We start from the raw sequence: 21,845 nt of genomic DNA on the forward strand, positions 1-21,845 counted from the left end.
GCGCCGCCGCACCACCACGCCGTCCCAGCACGCCGTGTCGTCCACGCAAGGGGGTCGGGTGATGAACGCCCGCACGGGGCCCGCCGAACGGAAGCCGCAGTCTTCCGCCCGACCGTCCCTCGTACTTGAACTGTCGCTCGCCGTCGGAGCCGTCACGACAGGGGCGGCCCGGTGAGCGGCGCGATAGCGGTGGCCATCGCGCTGTCCCTGGTCTCCGCCGTCGCGTACGCCTCGGCGGCCGTGGCGCAGGAACGGCTCGCCGCCCGCACGGCGCCGAAGAGCGGACTGATCAGTCTGCTCGGCCACGGTGCCTGGTGGTGGGCCGTCGGACTGAACGCGACCGGCGCGCTGCTGCACGTCGCGGCGCTGACCTACGGGTCGCTCACCGTGGTCCAGCCGCTGGGCGCGCTCACCCTGGTCGCGGCCGTTCCACTCGGCGCGCGCCGAGCCGGGCGGCAGGTCAGCAGGGGTGAGTGGCGCGGCACGGCGTTCACCCTCATCGGTCTCGCGGTCATCCTGCTGACGGCGGCGGGTGCGGCCCCGAGCGAAACACTCACGCTGCCACAGGCCCTGGGTGTCGCGGGCGCGGCCATGGCTCTGGTCGCTCTCCTGACCAGGCCGGGAGCCCGTCCCGGGCTGCGCCACGCGGCGTCCTCCGGGATCACCTCAGGGGTCGCCTCGGCCCTCACCCAGACGGTCACGGTCGCCGCCACGGCGCGCGGCACGGGCGCACTGCCGCTGTGGCAGGTCGCGGCCGTCGCTCTGCTGGTCGCGGGCTTCGCCTCGGGCGGTCTGCTGCTGTCGCAGAGGGCCTATCAAGGCGGCGGCCTCGGCGCCCCCCTCGCGGTTCTGACCCTCGCCAATCCGGTCGCCGCGTCGGCCATAGGACTGGCGCTGCTGGGAGAACGCCTGCACGGCGGTGCGCTCGGTGTCGCCGCCGCGATCGTGGGCGCGGTGGTGGCGGCGCGAGGGGTCGTCCTGCTGACCCGAACGACCGCGACCCAGGCGCAGCCGCAGCCGCAGCCGCAGACGAAGCCGCAGACGCAGGTCGTGGCGCAACCGCAGGCATCAGGGCTGCCCCTGGAGGCGGCCGTGCGTACGGTGCCGCCGCAGCGCCCGGACGCGGTCACCCCGGACGCGGTCACCCCGGACGCCGTCACCCCGGACGCCGTCACCCCTGACTCCGTGACCGCCGGCGCGGGCGCGCCCGACACGCCGATCCCCGCCGTATCCACGCAGGGGGCGTTGCTGTCGGCCGTACCCGAGGCCGCCGCCCCGGCCCGGGGCGTCACCCGGTTGGCCGTATCAGCGGGGGCCATCTGGGACGTGCCGGTTTCCGCCCCGGAGCTGGCCCTCGCCGGAGACTCACCGGCACGCACACCCGGGCCCCGGCAACGCAGACGGCGGCGCCGCGCGGCCGCGTGAAGCTGTGCTGTGGGGTCGCTTAAGAAATCCTCGATGGACGTAAGCGGCCTGAGCTCGGCAAATTGGTGCATGACCACCCACCAGTGGTCATCGATGAGCACCAGCACCAGCACCCGGGAGCCACGCCCATGAAGGCACTTGTGAAGAAGACGGCCGAGCCGGGGCTGTGGCTCATGGACGTGCCGGAACCGGAGATCGGGCCCGGTGACGTACTGATCAAGGTGCTCCGCACCGGCATCTGCGGTACCGATCTGCACATCCGGGCGTGGGATGGCTGGGCCCAGCAAGCCGTCAAGACCCCGCTCGTCCTCGGCCACGAATTCGTCGGCGAGGTCGCCGCCGTCGGCGCGGGCGTGGAGGACATCGCCGTCGGCGATCTCGTCAGCGGCGAGGGCCACCTCGTCTGCGGCAAGTGCCGCAACTGTCTCGCGGGCCGCCGCCACCTCTGCCGCAGCACCATCGGCCTCGGCGTCGGCCGCGACGGCGCGTTCGCCGAGTACGTCGCCCTGCCCGCCTCGAACGTCTGGGTGCACCGCACCGAGGTGAACCTCGACGTCGCCGCCATCTTCGACCCCTTCGGCAACGCCGTGCACACCGCGCTCTCCTTCCCGCTCGTCGGCGAGGACGTGCTGATCACCGGCGCGGGCCCGATCGGGATCATGGCCGCGGCCGTCGCCCGGCACGCCGGCGCGCGCAATGTCGTGATCACCGACGTCAGCCCGGACCGCCTCGAACTCGCCCGCAAGGTCGGCGCCACGCTCGCTCTCGATGTCTCGAAGACCAACATCGCCGAGGCGCAGCGGCAGCTCGGCCTCAAGGAAGGCTTCGACATCGGCCTGGAGATGTCCGGCCGCCCCGAGGCCATGCGCGACATGATCGACAACATGACGCACGGCGGCCGGATCGCCATGCTCGGCCTGCCCGCCGAAGAGTTCGCCGTCGACTGGTCGAAGATCGTCACCTCCATGATCACGGTCAAGGGCATCTACGGCCGTGAGATGTTCGAGACGTGGTACGCGATGACCGTCCTGCTCGAAGGCGGCCTCGACCTGACCCCCGTCATCACCGGCAGCTACGGCTACCAGGACTTCGACGCCGCGTTCGACGAGGCGTCCACGGCCCGCAGCGGCAAGATCATCCTCGACTGGACCGCCTGATCCCGGGGGCGCGGGTCGCCTCCGGGGCGCTGTGTGCCACTGTCGACGGTCGACCGTGCTCGGTCGCTCGCGCGGCGGAGTCGCATGTCGGTACAGCCCTCACGACCTGTGCGCGCTCTCCTTCTCGACAGCGGCGCGCCCCTTCGGCTCACTCGCCCCTCGTCCGCCCCTTAAGGAGCCCCTTTATGTTCGCGTCCGTCCGGGACGATCTCCGCGCCACTCTTGACGAGATCCGCGACGCCGGTCTCTTCAAGCCCGAGCGTGTGATCTCCACCCCGCAGAACGCCTCCGTCTCCGTCGCCACGGGCGGTACCCCCGGTGACGTACTCAACTTCTGCGCCAACAACTATCTCGGTCTCGCCGACCACCCCGACGTCGTCGCCGCCGCCAAGGACGCGCTCGACCGCTGGGGCTACGGCATGGCCTCGGTGCGCTTCATCTGCGGCACTCAGGAGATCCACAAGGAGCTGGAGCAGCGCCTCTCCTTGTTCCTCGGCCAGGAGGACACGGTCCTCTACTCCTCCTGCTTCGACGCCAACGGCGGCGTCTTCGAAACGCTGCTCGGCCCGGAGGACGCGGTCATCTCCGACGCCCTCAACCACGCCAGCATCATCGACGGCATCCGGCTGTCCAAGGCCCGCCGCCTGCGCTACGCCAACCGCGATCTCGCGGACCTGGAGGCCAGGCTCAAGGAGTCCCAGGACGCCCGTCGCCGGCTGATCGTGACCGACGGTGTGTTCTCCATGGACGGTTATGTCGCGCCGCTCGCCGAGATCTGTGACCTCGCCGACCGTTACGACGCGATGGTCATGGTCGACGACTCGCACGCTGTCGGCTTCGTCGGTCCCGGTGGCCGTGGTACCCCCGAACTGCACGGCGTGATGGACCGCGTCGACATCATCACCGGCACCCTCGGCAAGGCGCTCGGCGGCGCGTCCGGCGGCTACGTCGCGGCCCGCGCCGAGATCGTCGCGCTGCTGCGCCAGCGTTCCCGCCCGTACCTCTTCTCCAACTCGCTCGCGCCGGTCATCGCCGCCGCGTCGATCAAGGTCCTCGACCTGCTGGAGAGCGCGGGCGAGCTGCGCGACCGGCTGAACGCCAACACCAAGCTCTTCCGTACGAAGATGACCGAGGCGGGCTTCGAGATCCTGCCCGGCGACCACGCCATCGCGCCGGTGATGATCGGCGACGCGGCGGAGGCGGGCCGGATGGCGGAACTGCTGCTGGAGCGCGGCGTGTACGTGATCGGTTTCTCGTACCCCGTCGTCCCGATGGGCCAGGCGCGGATCCGGGTCCAGCTGTCCGCCGCGCACTCCACGGCGGACGTGGAGCGGGCGGTCGCGGCGTTCATCGACGCGCGCGAGGCGCTGAAGAGCTGACCGGGGCGCGCCGGGGCTGACCCTGGCTGACCCTGGGAGCGGCCGACGGGCCGGGCCCCGTGCCCGGCCCGTCGACCTGCCCCGGCCGCCGCATCCGCCTCCGACCTGGCAAAATGGCTGGGTGATCGACCCTCGACGGCTGCGCATCCTGCGGGCGGTGGCGGACCACCGTACGGTGACCGCCGCGGCCGCCGCGCTCTACCTCACCCCCTCGGCCGTCTCCCAGCAGCTCGCCGCGCTGGAGCAGGAGACCGGCCACGCCCTGCTGACCCGCAGCGGCCGGGGCGTACAGCTCACGGCGGCGGGCGACATTCTGCTCACCCACGCGCACACCGTCCTCGCCCAGCTGGAACTGGCCGAGGCGGAGCTCGCGGCCTACGCGGGCGGCGCGGCCGGCGAGGTCACGGTCGCGGCCTTCGCCACCGGGATCGCGGAAGTGCTCGCTCCCGCCGTCCGGCTGCTGTCCGGACCGCACCCCGGTATCCGGGTACGGGTACGGGACGCCGAGGGCGACGAGAGCCTGCCCATGGTGCTCGACGGAGAGGCGGACGTGGCCGTCGCGGTCGAGTACCGGGGCGCCCCGCGCGAGGACGACCTGCGGCTCTCCCGGGTGCCGCTCTACGCGGAGCCGTTCGACGCGGTCCTGCCCGCGGGCCATCCCCTCGGCCTGGCCGCCGAGGTCTCCCTCGCCGAGCTGGCCGACAGCGACTGGATCGGCCCCTACCCCGGTAACCCCTGCCACGACGTGATGCAGCTCGCCTGCGAACGCGCGGGCTTCGAGCCGCGTCAGGTGCACTCCTCGGACGACTTCCGCGCGGTCGTCGCCCTCGCGGGCGCGGGCGCCGGCGTGGCCCTGGTCCCGCGCTCCGCGCTGCGGGGCATGGAGGGCAAGGGCACGGTCGTCCGCCCGGTCGCGGGCCCGGCCGCCACGCGCAGGGTCTTCGCCGCGGTACGCCGGGGCGCCGAGGACCATCCGCTGATCCGACCGGTCCTGGACGCCCTGGCCCGGGCGGCGGGCGGCCTGACGACCGGCTGAGCGGTCCCGCCGAGGGCATCCGGCCCCTTCCGCTGGTCACCGGCCCTGGTCACCGGCCCTGCTCACCGGCCCTGCTCACCTGTCTGCCGCCGGCACCTGGCAGGCCGTGGCGGCTCCCGCGAAGGCCGGGCGGCTCCCGCGACCGGGCCGACCCGGTGCCAGGCCGTCCCGGCGACGACCGCGCGTCGAAGTCCCGCCCTGCGGGGACCCAGCCTCTCGAAGTACGCGTGGGTGTCCGATGAAGGTCTCCTGAGTTCCCGGGCCGACACCGATCCGGCCGCGCGTCGCCGTCGTCGGCGGTCTGCCGCCCGCGCGCCACGAGCGGCTCTGTGACTTCCGGGTCCTGGTCCTCGACGAGCATCCGCTCATTCCGACCGGGGCCGCTGTGCGGGCGGGCGTGGACCGGGTGGCCGACGCGCTTGTCGACGGCGGCGCCCGCGTCGAACGGCGCAGTCCGCTGCTGCCCGATCTGACCGAAGCCGCGACGCTCTACACGCGGTTGCTGTTTTCGAGCTCCGTCGCGCGTTTTCCCGTCGAAGCGTACGAGGTGCTGCGGACCCGCGCCGCCGGACTGAGCGCGGACGATCAGAGTCTCGATGCGGCGCGGCTGCGCGGCATGGCGTTCAGCCACCGCGACTGGATCGAGGCGAACAGCCGTCGCGAGCTCCACCGCCACGGCTGGCGACAGTTCTTCGCCGAGTTCGACGCCGTGGTGTGTCCGATCACGCCCACTCCCGCGTTCCCGCACGACCACAACCCCGATCCGAGGGAACGCCGGATCGACATCGACGGCGTCGAGTACCCGTATTTCGACCAGCTCGTCTGGGCCGGTCTGGCCACCATGCCCGGCCTGCCAGCCACCGCCATACCAGCGGGCCGGTCTCCCGAGGGTCTGCCCGTGGGAGTACAACTCATCGGTCCGATGTTCGAGGATCGCACCCCACTACGACTGGCCGAACTGATCGAGCAGAAGATCGGCGGCTTCCAGGAACCCAAGTAGGGCGCGCTACCGGGTGTCCGTCGAGGACGGGGTGCGGACCACGAGCGAGGCGGGCGCGTCGCTGTCGATACCGATGGGCGGGGCCCGGCACAAGGAGTCGAAGAAACGTCCGCCGCTGCGTCAAGCGCTCCCCTGGGGCCATCGCCGAGGTCGCCGGCCTCCTCGTCCCTGGCGTTGGCCGACGCTGGGGCGCATCCCGTCGCTCGCCGGACGAGGACGCCCTGCCATCGATTCGCCTCGGGCCCGAACCGCCGCTTGTACGCGATGGCGTGATGCCGGTCGCGCGGCGCATCGACGTACGCAAGTTGGCGGCGGTGCCGAGCCCGCCGCACCGCGCGACCATCTCGAAGCGGGACTCAACCACGGACCAGTAGCACTGGCCGATGCGCCCGGCCCGCGCCAGGCCCTCCGTGGGCAAGCCATCGCGTCAGCGCCGGACACGGCGGCCTCGTCCACCGCCCGTATCCGGGGCGGTCTCAGGGAGCCGCAGAGACAGCAGCACGGTTCCGCAACCACGCTGCCTCTGTGGCGGTGAGATACGGGTCGGCCAGCTTGGCGTTGACCGCCTCCTGAACCCGCGGGGTGGGATCAGTTCCGCAGCCGCCCTGGATAGCTCGCAGAAGCAGGCCCCGTCCCAGACGTGCGGCGAGCCCGGGGACATCGGCGCTGCCGACGGTCACCATGGTCATCGCCACATCGGCAGCGGGATCGCCAGCGCCCGCATTGCTCCAGTCGATCACCACGGGGCCGCGCCTGGTCAGAATGACGTTGCCCGGATGCAAGTCCAAGTGCAGCACCCGGTCATCACCCGCAGTGCCGAACCGCTTGGGCAGCCATGCCGGTGCCGGCAGCCCGTGGAGTCGATCGTGGAGGCCGCCCAGCATCCGGCCGAGGTCACGCACCCGCCACGGGCGCTGGGCCAACGCTTCCAGCAGCGTCGGTCCGGTCAGCCGCTCAAGAACCATGTCGGTGTCGGTGACCTCGTACACCTTCGGCACCGGATACCCACACCCGGTCAGGTGAGCCATCAAGCGCGATTCCAGATCGGTCGGCCGCCCCTCGTGCCGATACCGTCGCAGCACCCTGGATTCATCCAGGGCAAACACATCAGCGTCCCGCCCCCGTGCGATCAACTCCATGCCGGGCAGTCTGTCTTGGCGACCCACCGCCTGCCAACAGGGCGGACGTTGCCTGTTACGGCCCTTGTCAGTGGCGGTGTCCACTGTGTTGCCAGGTTCAGGCGGAGCGGGCGGTGGCTGTATGGGTGGGGATCAGGGACCGGGGACGGTCGTCGAGGTGGCGTACGCCCTCGCGTGGGATCTGGAGGCCCGCGCGCTGTGGTGTCCCCTGACCGCCGGGGCGGCGTGGGAGCGGGATGTCGCGGGGCTGCCGTACGTCGTGGTGTACCGGATCCCGGGGCGGGAGGTTCCGCTGGAGGTCCGGCTGGTTTCCTGGCGGGACCATTACGTCGGTCTGTGGGCCTACGACGACCAGGGCCGCCGCGCCGACGAACTGGACCTGCGGCTGCTGGACGATCAGAGTCGGCTGCTCAGGCGACGTACCCGCAGGTGGCAGTACACCGGGCCGGAGATGGCGGAGTTCGACGACGAGTGCCCCCGCTCCGCGATAGAGCTGTTCCCGGACGGCAGGGGATCGATCACGCGGGAGCCCCCAAGGCGAGCACGGGCGGAAACTCGTCACGGTGCCCGACGCCGATATACGGCGTTGGCAGGTCCGCCCCGGGTTCGAAGACTGGCCGGTGGTCGCCGCGCGCGGACGGGGGCTGCCGGGACCGGTGGCGCTCCAGGCGGCGGCGCTCGACTCAGGCGCGGCGGAGACGTCCGGAGACGCGTCCGAGGTCCCCGCCACCTGCTGGCGTCCGCCACGCCCTGCGCAGCCCGGGCCGCTCGACGCGCTGTTCCGGCCCGGGACGCGGGTGACCGACGGGTACCACCCCGAGATGACCGTCGTGGAGCCGCGCCGGACCGGGACCCTGCGGGTGCCGAGCGGACTGCTGGCCGTCTCCGGGCCGGACAACCTCTCCGGCGAAGGGCCCGTCATCACGGTCCCTGTCCCGCCGGGGGAGTACGTACTCGAAGAAGCACAGGTCCACTTCGGCTACGAGTGTGAGTGGAGCCAGGGCTGGGTGACCCGTAGGGACACCACGGCGGTCCGGTTGCGCATCAGCGAGACCCCCGCCTTGTCGTGGGAGATGTGCCTTGGGCCGGATGGCGATCCCAGGCTGCTCGGGGAGGACGAGATCTTCGGCTTCGCCACCGACGGTGCGACCGGATGCTTCGCCGATGCCGGGGCTTGGGAGTCGCTCCATCGGCTCTTCGAGCGGCACCTTGTCCGGGGGGAGTCGGGTGTCGGGGAGGACATACCCGATTCCCTGTACTTCCTGCGTACTCAGGACGAGGCATCCGGCGGCGAGCTGGTCGCCTTCGCGACGACCGGCGACGGTACCTACCCCGTGTGGGTGGGGCGCTCCGCAGACGGGGGATGTGGCCGAGGTGGTGGTGTTGGTGGAGGGGATGCCGACGGTGCTCCAGGACGGCAGTGCCGATGGGGTGGACGCGGCGCCGGCATGAGACCGGGTGTGTCCGCGCAGTCTGAGCAGATCCGTCTGCCGTCGCCGGGCCGCAGGCCGGGAGGCGCGCGCTCGTCGCCGCGACCAGGACAGATCCTGGGGACAAGGAGAGCCTTGTCGCGGCAGGTGCGGCAGGTGCGGCAGGTGCGGCAGGTGCGGCAGGTGCGGCAGGTGCGGCAGGTGCGGCAGGTGCGGCAGGCGTGGCCGTCGTGCCGGTGGACAGAGCCGGGCCTACCGCGTCTCGGCGTGCGCGGGGCGTGCGCGCGGGCGCGGTTAGCGGGACTTACTCCCACTCGCGCACACGCCCCCGGCCACCACGGGCCGCCGGATCAGCTCAGCAGGCTCGGGGCCGCCTTGTCGAGGACCGAGCTCACGCGCTCCCAGGTCTCCACGTCCCGCTCCACCGCCGGGAGCTCCGGGCCCTGGCCGGACTGCCAGGAGGTCGCGATGGCGACCGCGTCCTCGCCGGTCGCGGCGCTCGCCGCGAGGGCCGCCGCGCCGAGCGCGACCAGTTCGCCGCTCTCGGGGATGATCAGGCCGCGGCCGGAGAGGCGCTGTACGGTCTCCACCCACACCCGGCCCTGCGCGCCGCCGCCGACCAGCCGCAGCGGGCGGCTCGCGATCTCCGGGTCGGCGGGGTCGAGCCCGCTGGAACGCAGCACCTCGTCCAGTGCGCGCAGGATCGCGACGGCCGCGCCTTCGTAGGCGGCACCGAGGATCTGCTGCGGGGTGGTGTCGTGGCGCAGGCCGGTCAGCAGTCCGGCCGCGGTCGGCAGGTCGGGGGTGCGCTCACCGTCGAGGAACGGCAGCATGACGGTCTCGCCGCCGGGCACGGCGTCCTGGCGGTCCAGCCGGAACAGCTCGGCGATTTTGTCGACGGCGAGCGTGCAGTTGAGCGTGCAGCCCAGTGGGAGGTACGTCCCGTCGGCCGCCGCGAAGCCGTTGAGCAGGGGAGCGACGGGGCGGGTGCGCGTGGTGGTGAACACCGTGCCCGAGGTGCCGAGGCTCAGGACGGGGTGGTCCAGCAGTCCGGCGGCGCCGAAACCGAGGCCGACGGCCGCACCCATGTTGTCGCCGGTCCCCGCGGCGACGGCGATGCCCACCGGCAGGCCGAGCTCGGCGGCGGCGCCGGCGGTCAGGGAACCGATCCGGGTGCCGCCCGTGGGGGCGACGGCCGGCAGCATCGACTCGTCCAGGCCGAGCAGCGTCAGCAGCTCGGGGTCGTACGCGCCGGTGGCCGTCGAGTACCAGGCGGTGCCCGAGGCGTCGCCCGCGTCGGTGGCGGCGACGCCCGAGAGTCGCTCGGTGAGGAAGTCGTGCGGGAGGCGGATCGCGACCGTGGCGTCCGCGACGGCGGGGTCGTTCTCCCGCAGCCACTGCCACTTCGTGGCGGTCAGGGACGCCACCGGCACCGAGCCGGTGCGCTGCAGCCAGGCGTCGCTTCCGCCGAGTGCCTCGCTGAGGCCGGCGGCCTGCGGGGCCGAGCGGGTGTCGTTCCACAGCATCGCCGGGCGCAGTGGGCGGCCCGTGCCGTCCAGCACCACCAGGCCGTGCTGCTGCCCGGCGACCGCGATACCGGTCACGGCCGCGGGATCGACGCCCGACTCCTTGAGCCCGCTGGTGACGGCCTCACGCAGCGCGTTCCACCACACCTCGGGGTCCGTCTCACGGGCACCGCCCTCACCGGTGACCCGGTGCGGGGCGCGGCCCACGGCGAGCAGTTCGCCGGTGACGGCGTCCGTGAACGCCGCCTTCGTGGACTGGGTGGAACTGTCCACGCCGATGACGACCGGGTGGTGCGGCACACTCGTAGACATGGGGAGTACCTCTTCCCTGGTTTGCTCGCCGTCAGCGGCTTCGGGCGGCAGTTTTGGATGTCTCATGAACAAATTACGCGAAGCTGTCGCGCGCCGGAACTGGGGTCCTGATCGGCCGCCCCGGCATCAGGTGCGGGAGGCAATCGTCCGTATCCGACGGGTCGGCTGCGGAGGGACGGGCGCGGGGGTTTCCTGTACGGGCGCCTGGGTGCATTATTAGTCATGTCAGGAAACAAAAAGGTCGGCGTGTGGCTGACCTGAGGTATCGAAGGCGGCCAGAGCAATGACGGAACGCTACACTCCCACCCCCGAGGACAAGTTCAGCTTCGGTCTGTGGACCGTGGGCTGGCAGGGCCGGGACCCCTTCGGTGACGCCACCCGCCCGGCTCTCGACCCCGTCGAGTCCGTGAAGCGCCTGGCCGAGCTGGGCGCCTGGGGCGTGACCTTCCACGACGACGACCTCATCCCGTTCGGCTCGTCCGACGCGGACCGCGAGGCGCACATCAAGCGTTTCCGCCAGGCCACCGACGAGAACAACATCACCGTCGAGATGGTCACCACCAACCTCTTCACGCACCCGGTCTTCAAGGACGGCGGCTTCACCGCCAACGACCGCGACGTCCGCCGCTACGCGCTGCGCAAGGTCCTGCGCAATGTCGACCTCGCGGCCGAGCTGGGCGCCAAGACCTTCGTCGCCTGGGGCGGCCGTGAAGGCGCCGAGTCGGGTGGCGCCAAGGACGTCCGGGTCGCTCTCGACCGGATGAAGGAAGCCTTCGACCTCCTCGGCGAGTACGTCGTCGAGCAGGGCTACGACATCAAGTTCGCGATCGAGCCCAAGCCGAACGAGCCGCGCGGCGACATCCTGCTGCCCACCGTCGGCCACGCCCTGGCCTTCATCGAGCGCCTGGAGCGCCCGGAGCTGTACGGCGTCAACCCCGAGGTCGGGCACGAGCAGATGGCCGGGCTGAACTTCCCGCACGGCATCGCGCAGGCGCTGTGGGCCGGCAAGCTCTACCACATCGACCTCAACGGTCAGAACGGCATCAAGTACGACCAGGACCTGCGCTTCGGCGCCGGCGACCTGCGCTCCGCCTTCTGGCTCGTCGACCTGCTGGAGAGCTCCGGCTGGGAAGGCGCGCGGCACTTCGACTTCAAGCCGCCGCGCACCGAGGACTTCGACGGTGTGTGGGCCTCCGCGGCCGGTGGCATGCGCAACTACCTGATCCTCAAGGAGCGCGCCCTCGCGTTCCGCGCCGACCCGCAGGTCCAGGAGGCGCTGCGCGCCGCGCGTCTGGACCAGCTGGCCCAGCCGACCGCCGCTGACGGCCTGGCCTCGCTGCTGGCCGACACCACCGCGTTCGAGGAGTTCGACGTGGACGCGGCCGCCGAGCGCGGCATGGCGTTCGAGCAGCTCGACCAGCTCGCCATGGACCACCTCCTCGGCGCCCGCTGACCGCAGGACCCGCCCCACCCGCACCACCTGTGCTGCCGCACCACTCGTCCGGCCGCACGACCCGTACGTCCCCGGCGCGGGGCGGGCTGCCCGTCAGCCCGTCCCGCGCTGTACGTATGCCACCGGATCGGCCAGTACCGCCCGTACGACCAGCGCCGCCGCGCCGCGCGCCGCGTCCCCGGCCGAGGAGGAGGCGCGCAGCCGCCCGCTGTCGCGCGGCCACAGGCCGGACACCACGCGGGCCGTCAGCTCCCGGTCGGCCGAGGGCGACAGCCAGGGCATCAGCTCCCGGTAGATCCCGCCCAGCACGACCGCGTCCGGGTCGAAGAGATTCACCGCGCCCGACAGCACCCGGCCGAGCATGACGCCGGCCTGCTCCACGGCCGCGATCGCCCGCCCGTCGCCGCCGCGCGCCCGGTGTTCCAGCTCGGCCACGCCCGGTACGCCGGAGTTCTCGTCGATCCCGGCCGCGCGGAGCAGCGCGCTCTGCCCCGCGTACTGCTCCAGGCAGCCGCGTGAACCGCACCGGCACAGCGGGCCCGCCGCGTCTACCACCACATGGCCGATCTCGCCGGCGAATCCGTGCGCTCCGCGCAGCAGTTCGCCGTTCAGCACCAGGGCGCCGCCGACCCCGATCTCGCCGGTCAGATAGAGGAAGCTGCGGAGCGTGCCGAGGCCGCCGAACCACAGCTCGGCCATGGCGGCCAGGTTGGCCTCGTTCTCCGAACTCACCGGCAGCGGAGCCACATCGGGCCGCTGCTCGGCCATGGCCCGGGCGAACAGCTCCTCGGCGGGGACCCGGTTCCAGCCGAGGTTGGGCGCCTGCCGGACCGACCCGCCCGACACCAGCCCCGGCAGGGCGAGTTGCACGCCGACCGGGAACAGTTCCTGCTCGGCGGCCGACTCCAGGGTGCGGGCGGCGATCCGGGCGCCACGGGCCAGCACTTCGCCGGGCTGGGCGCCACGGTTGTCGATGTGTTCGGTCAGCCGGACCCGGTCGGTGCCGGACAGGTCGACCACGCACACCGACACGTAGTCGATGTTGATCTCGACGCCGATGCCGGCGGGGCCCGACCGCGTCACCTTCAGCACGGTGCCGGGGCGCCCGGCCTGCCCGCTGAACGTCTTGCCCGACTCGGAGAGGAAACCGCTCTCCAGCAACTGCTCGACCAGCGACGACACGGCCGCCCGGGTCAGGCCCACGCGCGCGGCCACACCCGCGCGGGTCACCTCGCCCTCGTCCCGCACCGCCCTCAGCACAAGGCTCAGATTGTGGCGGCGCACCGTCTCTTTGTCGGCCTTGGGGCCGAGGGATGTGTGGTTGGTGTTCATATCACGGACGAGCCTATGTGATCGGCATCGGGCCGAGGAGGCGTCGGGGTACTCCCACCCGGCCACCGGGCATGTCCGACCTGGCCACCAGGCTTGTTTAAGTTAATTAGTAATAATCGTTGACAGGGTACGGGCGCCCGGTCACAGTCTTCGTCGTGGCGCCGCTGCCGCGATCTCGGGTCGGTCGGGCGGCGCTCCTGAACCCCAACTCTCGGGAGACATCAGTGACTTCGCATCGTGCAGGGATGGTGCGTGCCCAGCGGGCAGCGGCGGTCCTCGGGGCCGCCGCGCTGGTCGCGGTGACGGTGCCCTCGGCACACGCCACCGCAGCGGTTCGGTCCGTGCCGCCGTCCGGCACCGTCGACCAGGGCGCCCCGCGCTCCTACGACAGCGGCCTCGCCCCCACCCCGTACATGGGCTGGAACACCTACTACGGCCTCGGCGCCCCGACGGAGGACCAGGTCAGGAGCGTCGCCGACCGCCTGGTCAGCAGCGGCCTCAGGGACAGCGGCTACGACATCGTCTGGCTGGACGGCGGCTGGCAGGCCGACACCCCGCGCGACGCCGGGGGGCGGCTGACCGCCCACCCCGACCGGTTCCCCTCCGGCATCCCCGCGCTGGTGACGTACCTGCACCAGCGCGGTCTGAAGGCCGGCATCTACACCGACGCGGGCACCTACGACGGCGGCAAGAGCTGTGGACTCGGCAGCCGTGGCCACTACGCGCAGGACGCCCGGCAGTTCGCGGGCTGGAAGATCGACGCGATCAAGGTCGACTTCCTGTGCGGGATCTCCGAACAGCTCGATCCGGGACCGGCGTTCAAGGAATTCAGCGACGCCGTCGCGAAGTCGGGCCGACGGATGCTGCTCAATCTGTGCAACCCGCTCACCGACGACTGGGGCCTGCCGCACACCCCGGCGCAGGACGCGCACAACGCGTACACCTACGGGCCGACGGCTGCCGACTCCTGGCGCACCGGCACCGACATCGCCTGGGGCACCCCCACGGCCGGCCAGTGGCCCAACATCCTGCGCGCCATGGACGCCAACGCCTGGCATCCGGAGGCCCAGGGCCCCGGCCACTACAACGACCCGGACTACCTCATCCCGACCCGCGAGCTGGCGGACGGCTCGTACGAGCTGACCGAGGAGGAGTCCACGACCCAGCTGGTGATGTGGGCCGAGATGGCTTCCCCGCTGGTCATCGGCTCCGACCCGCGCACCCTGTCGGCGTCGATGACCGACACCCTGCGCAACCCCGAGATCCTCGCCGTCGACCAGGACCCGCTGGCCATCCAGGGCGTACGGGTCGCCACCGACGCCACCGGTGACGTCTACAGCAAGGTGCTCCAGGGCGCCGGCAAGCGCGCGGTCGTCCTCCTCAACCGCTCCGAGCGGGCGGCGGAGCGCACGGTGACGTTCGCCGACGCCGGACTGACGGGCCGGGTCGCGGTCCGCGACCTGCGGGCCAGGAAGAGCCGGGGGACACGTACCGGCTCGTACACGGTCACGGTCCCCGCGCACGGCACGGCCTTCCTGACCCTGTCGGGTACGGACGACGCGCCGGGTGCCGCGCTCGGCACGCGTTCCACGGCGAGCCCCGCGCTGGTGCGGGACGGCGACCGGCTGACCGCGTTCACCCGGGGTGCGGACGGTTCGCTGCGCGAGCAGAGCGGACGGGACGGCCACTGGTCGTCCCGCACCACCGGCCTGGGCGGCCCGACGCACGGCGCGATCCTCGGCCAGCCCGCCGCGTACGCCTCACCGGGCGGCCGTATCGACGTCTTCGTCCGGGGCACGGACGACGCGGCGTACCGGCGCGTCTTCAGCGGCGGCCGCTGGGGCTCCTGGCAGAAGCTCGGCGGGACGCTCACCGACGCACCGGGCGTCGCCTTCGAAGGCCCGGACAGCTGGACGCTCTTCGCCCGGGGTGAGGACGGCACCATCGCCTCGCGCGGCCCGCGCGGCGGCTGGACCTCGCTGGGCGCTCCGGAGGGCCTGCCGGTGTACGGGCGCCCCTCGGCCGTCACCGACGCGGCGGGCCGCACCCACCTCGCCGTACGCACCGCCGACGACGCCGTGTGGACCCGGGTCCGTGACACCTCCGGCAGCTGGTCGGCGTGGTCCTCGCTCGGTGGCACGGTCAGTGGCAGCCCGACGCTCGTCTCCTCGGGCGGCACCGTCCATCTCTACGCGCGCGCCGCTGACTACACCCTCTGGCAGCGGTCCTACGCGGCGGACGGGACGGACGGCTGGGGCGGCTGGTTCCCGCGTACGGAGTACGTGAGCGGCGTCTTCGACGGCGCGCTCGGGGCGACGGCAGGCCCTGGTGGCGCTGTGCTGGCGGCCTTCCGCGGGGTGGACGGCCAGGTTCACCAGAGCCGGCTCTGACCGCACGGTGACACCCCGCACCTCCGCGAAAATAAATTAGTAATTAATCTTGACGGTGCGGTCGGCGCCCCGTCAGTCTGTATCCGCCGAACGAGAGCCCGGCCGTCAGGGGGCCGGGCTCCGTTCCGTGGGCGTATAGGGAGATTCCATGATCACCTCACCACCCAGCCGCCGCCGGTTCCTCGCGGGCGCGGGCGCCGTCGGTGCCGCCGCGCTGATGAGTGGCTGCGTCACCGCCACCTCGGACAGCAAGAGCACGTCGGGTGGCGGCGGCCCGGTCACCCTGCAGTCCAATCTTTCCTCGCCGCAGGCCAAGTCGGCGATGGAAGACCTCGTCGCGGCGTTCGACAAGCGCGGCGGCGCGACGGCCGAGCTCAACACCGTCGCCTCCGAGACCTTCCGCACCCAGCTGCCGACCTACCTGACCTCCGCCAATCCGCCGGACCTGCTCACCTGGTACCCCGGCTCCGTCGCGGACTCGTACGCCAGGAAGGACCTGCTGCTCGACGTCAGCGACATCTGGACGAAGCCCGAACTCTCCGGATACTCGGACGCGCTGAAGTCGCTCTGCACCTCCTCGGGCGGCCAGAAGGTGTTCGTCCCCACCGCCTACTACTGGTGGGGCGTCTTCTACCGGAAGTCGAACTTCGCCAAGTGGGGCGTCCAGGAGCCCAAGACCTGGGACGAATTCCTCGACCTGTGCGACAAGCTCAAGACCAAGGGAGTCGCGCCGATCGGGATCGGCGCCGGCGGCAACACCGCCTGGGTGGCCTCCTCCTGGTTCGACTACCTCAACATCCGGATCAACGGCGCTCAGTACCACCGCGAGCTGCTCGCGGGAAAGCACCGCTTCGACGACCCCGAGGTCCACAAGGTCTTCGACCGGTGGAGCGAGGCCCTGCCGTACTTCGACCCCAACGGCACGGCCCTGCCCTTCCAGGACGCCACCACCGCACTCCTCCAGGGCCGTACGGGCATGATGCTGATCGGCACGTTCTTCGCCGACGCCGCCCCGAAGGACCAGCTGGACGACATCGACTTCTTCCCGTTCCCGGTCATCGACCCGAAGGTCCCGACGGCCGAAGAGGCTCCCACCGACGGCTACTTCGCCAGCGCCCGCACGCACCGCGCGGACGAGGTCAAGGAGCTGATGCGCTACCTGGCCACCGCCGAGGCGCAGGAGATCTACCTCAAGGGCTCCTCCGGCACCTCGCTGCCGACCCACCCCGACGCCAAGGACAGCGGCACCGCCCTGGTGAAGAAGGGCCGTGCGCTGATCGAAGGCGCCGCCGAGGTCACCCAGTTCTTCAACCGCGACTCCAGCGACGCCCTCCAGCCCTCGGCGGACAACGCGCTCACCCGCTATCTCGCCAAGCCCAAGGAGATCGGTTCGATCCTCACGACCTGGCAGCGCGAAGCGCAGAAGATCTGGGGCCGGTGACATGGCGGTCCTCACCGCGACGCGACGGCGGCCCCGGGGGGTGACCCGGCGCAAGGGCGCCACCCGGGTCCCTCCCGTGGTCCTCGCCTTCGTCCTCGTCCCCCTGCTGGCCGAGGCGTTCTGGGTGTTCTGGCCGGCCGTCCAGGGCTTCTACCTCTCCCTCACCAACTGGGACGGCGTCTCGGCCCCCGAGTTCGTCGGCCTCGCCAACTTCCGCGAGATGCTCGGCGACAGCGTCTTCCGTACCGCCGTCGCCGACACCGTGCTCTGGCTGCTGCTCTTCGGCGGTCTCTCCGCGATCCTCGGCCTCGGCGCCGCCCTCCTGCTCCAGCAGGAGCGGCGCGGGGTCGGCTTCTACCGGGCCGCGCTCTTCCTGCCGGTCGTCTTCTCGCTGGTCGCCACCGCGCTGGTGTGGCAGGCGATGTACCAGCCGGACGGTCTGATCAACCAGCTGCTCGAAGGTGTCGGGCTCGGGAGCCTCACCCACGCCTGGCTCGCCGACCAGGACACCGCCCTGTACGCGGTGATCGTGCCCGCCCTGTGGCGCCAGATCGGCTACGTGATGGTGCTCTACCTCGCCGGGCTCAAGGGCATCGACCCGGTCCTGTACGAGGCGGCGAAGGTCGACGGCGCCTCCCGCCGGCAGCAGTTCCGGCACATCACCCTGCCGCAGCTGAGCAGCGTCAACGCGGTCGTCCTGTCGGTCATCGTCATCGACTCGCTGCGCTCCTTCGACGTGGTCTGGGCGCTCACCCGCGGCGGCCCGTACCACTCCTCCGAACTGCTCAGCACGTACATGTACTCCACCGCCTTCCAGTCGCTGCGGCTGGGATACGGCTCCGCCCTCGCGGTCGTGATCTTCGTGCTGGCCTTCGGGGTCATCGCGTCCTATCTCGTCCGCGCCTTCCGGGAGGCCGACTGATGGCCGTCACCCACGCCTCCGCGCCGGCCGCCGAGAAGCGGCGGGCCGCTCCCGCTCCGGTCCGCCCCGGCGGCGGCCGTCCCGGGCGGCGCCGCAGGTGGGCGACCGCCGGCTTCCACCTCAGCGCCGGTCTCCTCTCCGTGCTGTGGCTGCTGCCGATCGCCCTCGTGCTCGTCACCAGCACCCGGTCCTTCGACGACATCGCCGCCAACGGGCTGGGCAGCCTGCCGCACTCCTTCACCCTGGACGGCTTCCGCCAGGCGTGGGTGGACGGCGGCCAGCAGCGTGCGCTGATCAACAGCCTCCTGGTCACCATCCCCACCGTGCTGCTGTCCCTGGCCCTCGCCTCCATGGCCGCGTTCGGGCTCAGCCGCTACGACCTGCCGGGACGTCGCACGCTGCTCCTGGTGATGCTCGGCGGCAATCTGCTGCCGCCGCAGATCCTGCTCATCCCGGTCTCCAAGCTGAGTGAGCTGCTGGGGCTGTACGACAGCCTGTACGCGCTCATCGGCGTCCAGGTCGGTTTCGGCGTCGGCTTCTACGTCTTCGTCCTGCACGGCTTCATGCGGTCCATCCCGCCCGAGATCCAGCAGGCCGCCGTCATCGACGGCGCGGGACCCTGGCAGATCTACCGGCGCGTCATCATGCCGCTGGCCACCCCCGCGCTCGCCGCGCTGAGTGCCCTCTCCTTCACCTGGATCTTCAACGACCTGCTCTGGGCCATCACCGTGCTGCGGACGGACAGCCAGATGCCCATCACCGCGTCGCTCATCGGACTCCAGGGCCAGTACGTGTCCATGTGGAACGTGATCGCGGCCGGATCGGTCATCGCCGCGGCCCCGACCGTCCTCGTATTCCTGAGGTTCCAGCGGCACTTCGTGGCCGGACTCAATCTGGGAGCAGTCAAGTGACCCCGCACGACCGGGCCCCGCACGAACCGGCCCCGCAAGAACCGGTCCCGCGCGACCGGTGGATCCTGCGTACCGAGAACACCACCTACGCGGTCGCCCTCGCCGGGGACGGACAGTGGGCCGAGCTCACCGCATGGGGGCCGCACGGCGCCGAGACCGGCCCGTCGCCCCTCGACTGGTCGCGCCGTACGCACTTCATCACCCCGGCCGACGCCGCGCCCGCCGAGTACATCCCTTACGGGCTAAGGCCGTTCACCGGCGCCGACCTGGTCGCGCAGCGGCCCGGCGAGGAGCGCGGCGTCTGGTGGCGGTTCACCGGAGCCACCCACGAGGAGGACCGGGCGCTGCGGCTGGTCTTCACCGACGAGACCCTTGGGCTGGAAGCGGCGCTCCGCTACGAGAGCGTCCCCGGCACCGACGTGATCCTCCGCTGGACCGAGCTGACCGCCACCGGGCCGGCCGAACTGCGCCTGGAACGCTTCGACTCGGCCGCCGTCAACGTCCCCGTCGCGGCCGGCGCCCGCCTCACCTACCTCACCGGCCAGTGGTCGCAGGAATTCCAGCGCACCCAGATCGACCTGACCCGGGGCCGGTTCGAGATGGCCTCCACCCAGGCGGTCCCCGGCCACGCGTACGCCCCCTGGCTCGCCGTCCAGGACGCCGCGCAGCCCGCCGAGGGCGCCACCGCCACGTACGGCATCGCCCTGGAATGGTCCGGGAACTGGCACATCACCGCCGACGCCGAGCCCGGCGGGGCGCTCCGGGTCCGCGCGGGCCGCCTGCCCCACGAAGGCGCGGTCCGGCTCGCCCCCGGCGCCACCCTCACCACCCCCCGGCTCGCCTGCGCCTTCAGCCCGGACGGCCTCGACGGTCTCGCCCGGGTCTGGCACCGCTACGAACGCCACCTCACCGGCGACCGGATGAACCGCCCCCGCAAGGTCCTCTACAACTCGTGGGAGGCCACCGGCTTCGACGTCGACGCCGCGAGCCAGCGGGAACTGGCCCGGATCGCCGCCGGGATGGGCGCCGAACTGTTCGTCGTCGACGACGGATGGTTCCCCGGCCGCCCCGACGACAACGGCGGCCTCGGCGACTGGCATCCGGACCCGGCGTCCTTCCCCGAAGGGTTCGACCACTTCATCGCCGATATCCGTTCCCTGGGAATGGACTTCGGCCTCTGGGTCGAGCCCGAGGCCATCAGCCCGAAGTCCGACCTGTACGCCGCGCACCCCGACTGGGTCTACCGCGTCGAGGGCCGCCCCGCCACGCTCGTACGCAACCAGCTGCTCCTCGACCTCGGCCGCGCGGACGTCCAGGACTTCGTCCTCAGCACCCTCGACCGCCTCCTCGGCGACCACGACATCAGCTACCTCAAGTGGGACATGAACCGCCCGCCCACCGAACGCGGCCGTCCCGGCGGCGGCCCCGTCGAGGAACAGGACCTCGACGCCGCGCACGTCGCCGGCTATCTCCGCGTCCTGGACCATCTGCGCGCCCACCACCCGCACGTCACCGTGGAGGGCTGCGCGGGCGGCGGCGGCAGGATCGAGCACGCCACCCTCGCCCGTACGGACGTGGTGTGGCCCAGCGACAACACCGCCCCGCTGGACCGGCTCTCCATCCAGTACGGCTACCTGCACGCGCACGCCCCGCACACCATGAGCTCCTGGGTCACCGACGCGCCCGGCGTCTTCGACCCGCGCCCCCGCTCGCTCGGCTTCCGCTTCGTCAACGCGATGGCCGGGGTGTTGGGCATCGGGGCCGACATCCGCACCTGGTCGACGGAGCGGCGCGCCGAGGCCGCCGGGTGGATCGCCCGCTACAAGGAGATCCGCGACGTCGTCCACCACGGCGAGGTGCGGCTGCTGAACACGCCTGCCGACGCGACCTGCGGAATCCAGTACGAGGAGCCCGGCGGCGCCCGCGTCGTCGTCACCGCCTGGAACACCGGACGTCTCGACGGGGCGCCCCTGGTGCCGGGCCGCCCGGCCCGGCTGCGCCTCCGCGGGCTCGACCTGACGGCCCATTACACCGACGCGGCGGCCGGCGTGGAATACAGCGGGGCCCACCTGACGCACTCCGGCCTCCCCTTCGCCTGGACCAGCGGCTACGACGCGGAGCTGACCGTCCTGACCCGGCGCTAGCACCGCCTCACCCGGCCCCCCGCTCACTAAAGTCGCCCGGGACGCCGAGAAAGCACCCCCACATCCCAAGGAGTCGAACCACCCCATGAACGCAGCCGCCCGCTTCACCGACCGCGTCGCCGTGGTCACCGGAGCCGCCTCGGGCATCGGCGCCGCCACCGCCGGGCGCCTCGCCGCCGAAGGCGCCGGTGTCGTGCTCGCCGATGTCGCCGCGGAACGCGGGGAAGCCGTCGCCGCCCGCATCCGCGAGGAGGGCGGCCGGGCCACGTTCGTCACGGCGGACGTCACGGACCAGGGCGGCTGGGACCGGATCGTGGCCGCCGCACACGTCTTCGGCCCCGTGGGCGTCCTCGTCAGCAACGCCTACACCGTGGATGTCAGCCCCGCGCACGAGATGACCCTCGCCTCCTGGGAGCGGCAGCTCGCCGTCAACCTCACCGGCGCGTTCCTCGGCTTCAAGGCCGTCCTGCCCGATCTGCGCGCCGAGCGCGGCGCCGTGGTGCTGACCTCCTCCGTCCACGCCCACAAGGGCATCCCGGGACACCCGGCCTACGCCGCCTCCAAGGGCGCGCTGCTCTCGCTCTGCGGACAGCTCGCCGTGGAGTACGGCCCCGAGGTGCGGGTCAACGCCGTACTGCCGGGCCCGATCCTCACCGCCGCCTGGGACCGGGTGCCGGAGGAGGACCGGGAGCGCAGCGTCGCCGAGACCGCCGCACGCCGTTTCGGCACCCCGGAGGAGGCCGCCGCCGCGATCGCCTTCCTCGCCGCCGGGGAAGCCTCGTACATCACCGGATCGAGCCTGCTCGTGGACGGCGGCTGGAGTGTCGTGAAGGCCTCGGCCTGACCAC

The 21,845-nt window shown here is 72.0% G+C and carries 13 protein-coding genes and 3 pseudogenes; 13 read left to right on the plus strand and 3 right to left on the minus strand.

From position 1 onward, the window contains the following. Positions 1 to 171: 171 nt before the first annotated feature. From ACIBAE_RS07705 to ACIBAE_RS07725, 5 genes and pseudogenes are all read left to right on the plus strand, one after another. Positions 172 to 994 (plus strand): annotated as a pseudogene (locus tag ACIBAE_RS07705) (DMT family transporter); the annotation flags it as partial. 559 nt (positions 995 to 1,553) lie between these two features. Beyond that, positions 1,554 to 2,582, plus strand: a complete 1,029-nt coding sequence (gene tdh, locus ACIBAE_RS07710; RefSeq protein WP_399282948.1) for an L-threonine 3-dehydrogenase — start codon at positions 1,554 to 1,556, stop codon at positions 2,580 to 2,582. A gap of 185 nt (positions 2,583 to 2,767) precedes the next feature. Beyond that, positions 2,768 to 3,961 (plus strand): glycine C-acetyltransferase, encoded by a 1,194-nt coding sequence (locus ACIBAE_RS07715; protein WP_399282949.1) that lies wholly within the window; start codon positions 2,768 to 2,770, stop codon positions 3,959 to 3,961. A 121-nt stretch (positions 3,962 to 4,082) separates the two neighbouring features. Beyond that, on the plus strand, positions 4,083 to 4,997 hold the full coding sequence (locus tag ACIBAE_RS07720) for a LysR family transcriptional regulator (RefSeq protein ID WP_399282950.1): 915 nt from the start codon (positions 4,083 to 4,085) through the stop codon (positions 4,995 to 4,997). 292 nt (positions 4,998 to 5,289) lie between these two features. After that, positions 5,290 to 5,997: pseudogene (locus ACIBAE_RS07725) on the plus strand (amidase family protein); the annotation flags it as partial. 476 nt (positions 5,998 to 6,473) lie between these two features. Here ACIBAE_RS07725 and ACIBAE_RS07730 read toward each other — a convergent pair. Next, positions 6,474 to 7,136 (minus strand): phosphotransferase, encoded by a 663-nt coding sequence (locus tag ACIBAE_RS07730; protein ID WP_399282951.1) that lies wholly within the window; start codon positions 7,134 to 7,136, stop codon positions 6,474 to 6,476. 821 nt (positions 7,137 to 7,957) lie between these two features. Here ACIBAE_RS07730 and ACIBAE_RS07735 point away from each other — a divergent pair. Further along, positions 7,958 to 8,437: pseudogene (locus tag ACIBAE_RS07735) on the plus strand (DUF4241 domain-containing protein); the annotation flags it as partial. Between the two features lie 479 nt (positions 8,438 to 8,916). On the opposite strand, the gene xylB reads toward ACIBAE_RS07735, so the two are convergent. Next, positions 8,917 to 10,392 carry a xylulokinase gene (gene xylB / locus ACIBAE_RS07740; RefSeq protein ID WP_399283064.1) on the minus strand — a complete coding sequence of 492 codons (1,476 nt, stop codon included), beginning with the start codon at positions 10,390 to 10,392 and terminating at the stop codon, positions 8,917 to 8,919. 295 nt (positions 10,393 to 10,687) lie between these two features. Here xylB and xylA point away from each other — a divergent pair, with 295 nt between their 5' ends. Further along, the gene (xylA, locus tag ACIBAE_RS07745) at positions 10,688 to 11,857 is read left to right on the plus strand and encodes a xylose isomerase (RefSeq protein WP_399282952.1); all 1,170 of its coding nucleotides are present in this window, start codon (positions 10,688 to 10,690) and stop codon (positions 11,855 to 11,857) included. Positions 11,858 to 11,950: 93 nt separating this feature from the next. Here the strand turns inward: xylA and ACIBAE_RS07750 are convergent, their stop codons facing one another. Next, positions 11,951 to 13,189 carry an ROK family protein gene (locus tag ACIBAE_RS07750; RefSeq protein WP_399282953.1) on the minus strand — a complete coding sequence of 413 codons (1,239 nt, stop codon included), beginning with the start codon at positions 13,187 to 13,189 and terminating at the stop codon, positions 11,951 to 11,953. Between the two features lie 245 nt (positions 13,190 to 13,434). On the opposite strand from ACIBAE_RS07750, the gene ACIBAE_RS07755 reads away from it, so the two are divergent. The 6 genes from ACIBAE_RS07755 (at position 13,435) to ACIBAE_RS07780 (ending at position 21,841) form a co-directional block, all read left to right on the plus strand. After that, on the plus strand, positions 13,435 to 15,579 hold the full coding sequence (locus ACIBAE_RS07755; RefSeq protein WP_399282954.1) for a glycoside hydrolase family 27 protein: 2,145 nt from the start codon (positions 13,435 to 13,437) through the stop codon (positions 15,577 to 15,579). A gap of 148 nt (positions 15,580 to 15,727) precedes the next feature. Continuing rightward, positions 15,728 to 17,020 (plus strand): ABC transporter substrate-binding protein, encoded by a 1,293-nt coding sequence (locus ACIBAE_RS07760; protein WP_399282955.1) that lies wholly within the window; start codon positions 15,728 to 15,730, stop codon positions 17,018 to 17,020. A 1-nt stretch (position 17,021) separates the two neighbouring features. Beyond that, the gene (locus ACIBAE_RS07765) at positions 17,022 to 17,942 is read left to right on the plus strand and encodes a carbohydrate ABC transporter permease (protein WP_399282956.1); all 921 of its coding nucleotides are present in this window, start codon (positions 17,022 to 17,024) and stop codon (positions 17,940 to 17,942) included. Beyond that, the gene (locus tag ACIBAE_RS07770; RefSeq protein WP_399282957.1) at positions 17,942 to 18,853 is read left to right on the plus strand and encodes a carbohydrate ABC transporter permease; all 912 of its coding nucleotides are present in this window, start codon (positions 17,942 to 17,944) and stop codon (positions 18,851 to 18,853) included. Before ACIBAE_RS07765 ends, ACIBAE_RS07770 begins: the two co-directional genes overlap by 1 nt. Then, entirely contained in the window at positions 18,850 to 20,997 is a 2,148-nt protein-coding gene (locus ACIBAE_RS07775; RefSeq protein ID WP_399282958.1) for an alpha-galactosidase, read from the plus strand. Before ACIBAE_RS07770 ends, ACIBAE_RS07775 begins: the two co-directional genes overlap by 4 nt. A gap of 85 nt (positions 20,998 to 21,082) precedes the next feature. Further along, positions 21,083 to 21,841, plus strand: a complete 759-nt coding sequence (locus ACIBAE_RS07780; RefSeq protein ID WP_399282959.1) for an SDR family NAD(P)-dependent oxidoreductase — start codon at positions 21,083 to 21,085, stop codon at positions 21,839 to 21,841. Positions 21,842 to 21,845 lie beyond the last annotated feature (4 nt).

The sequence above is a fragment of the Streptomyces sp. NPDC051569 genome (assembly GCF_044454085.1).
In the GTDB taxonomy this organism is placed as follows: domain Bacteria; phylum Actinomycetota; class Actinomycetes; order Streptomycetales; family Streptomycetaceae; genus Streptomyces.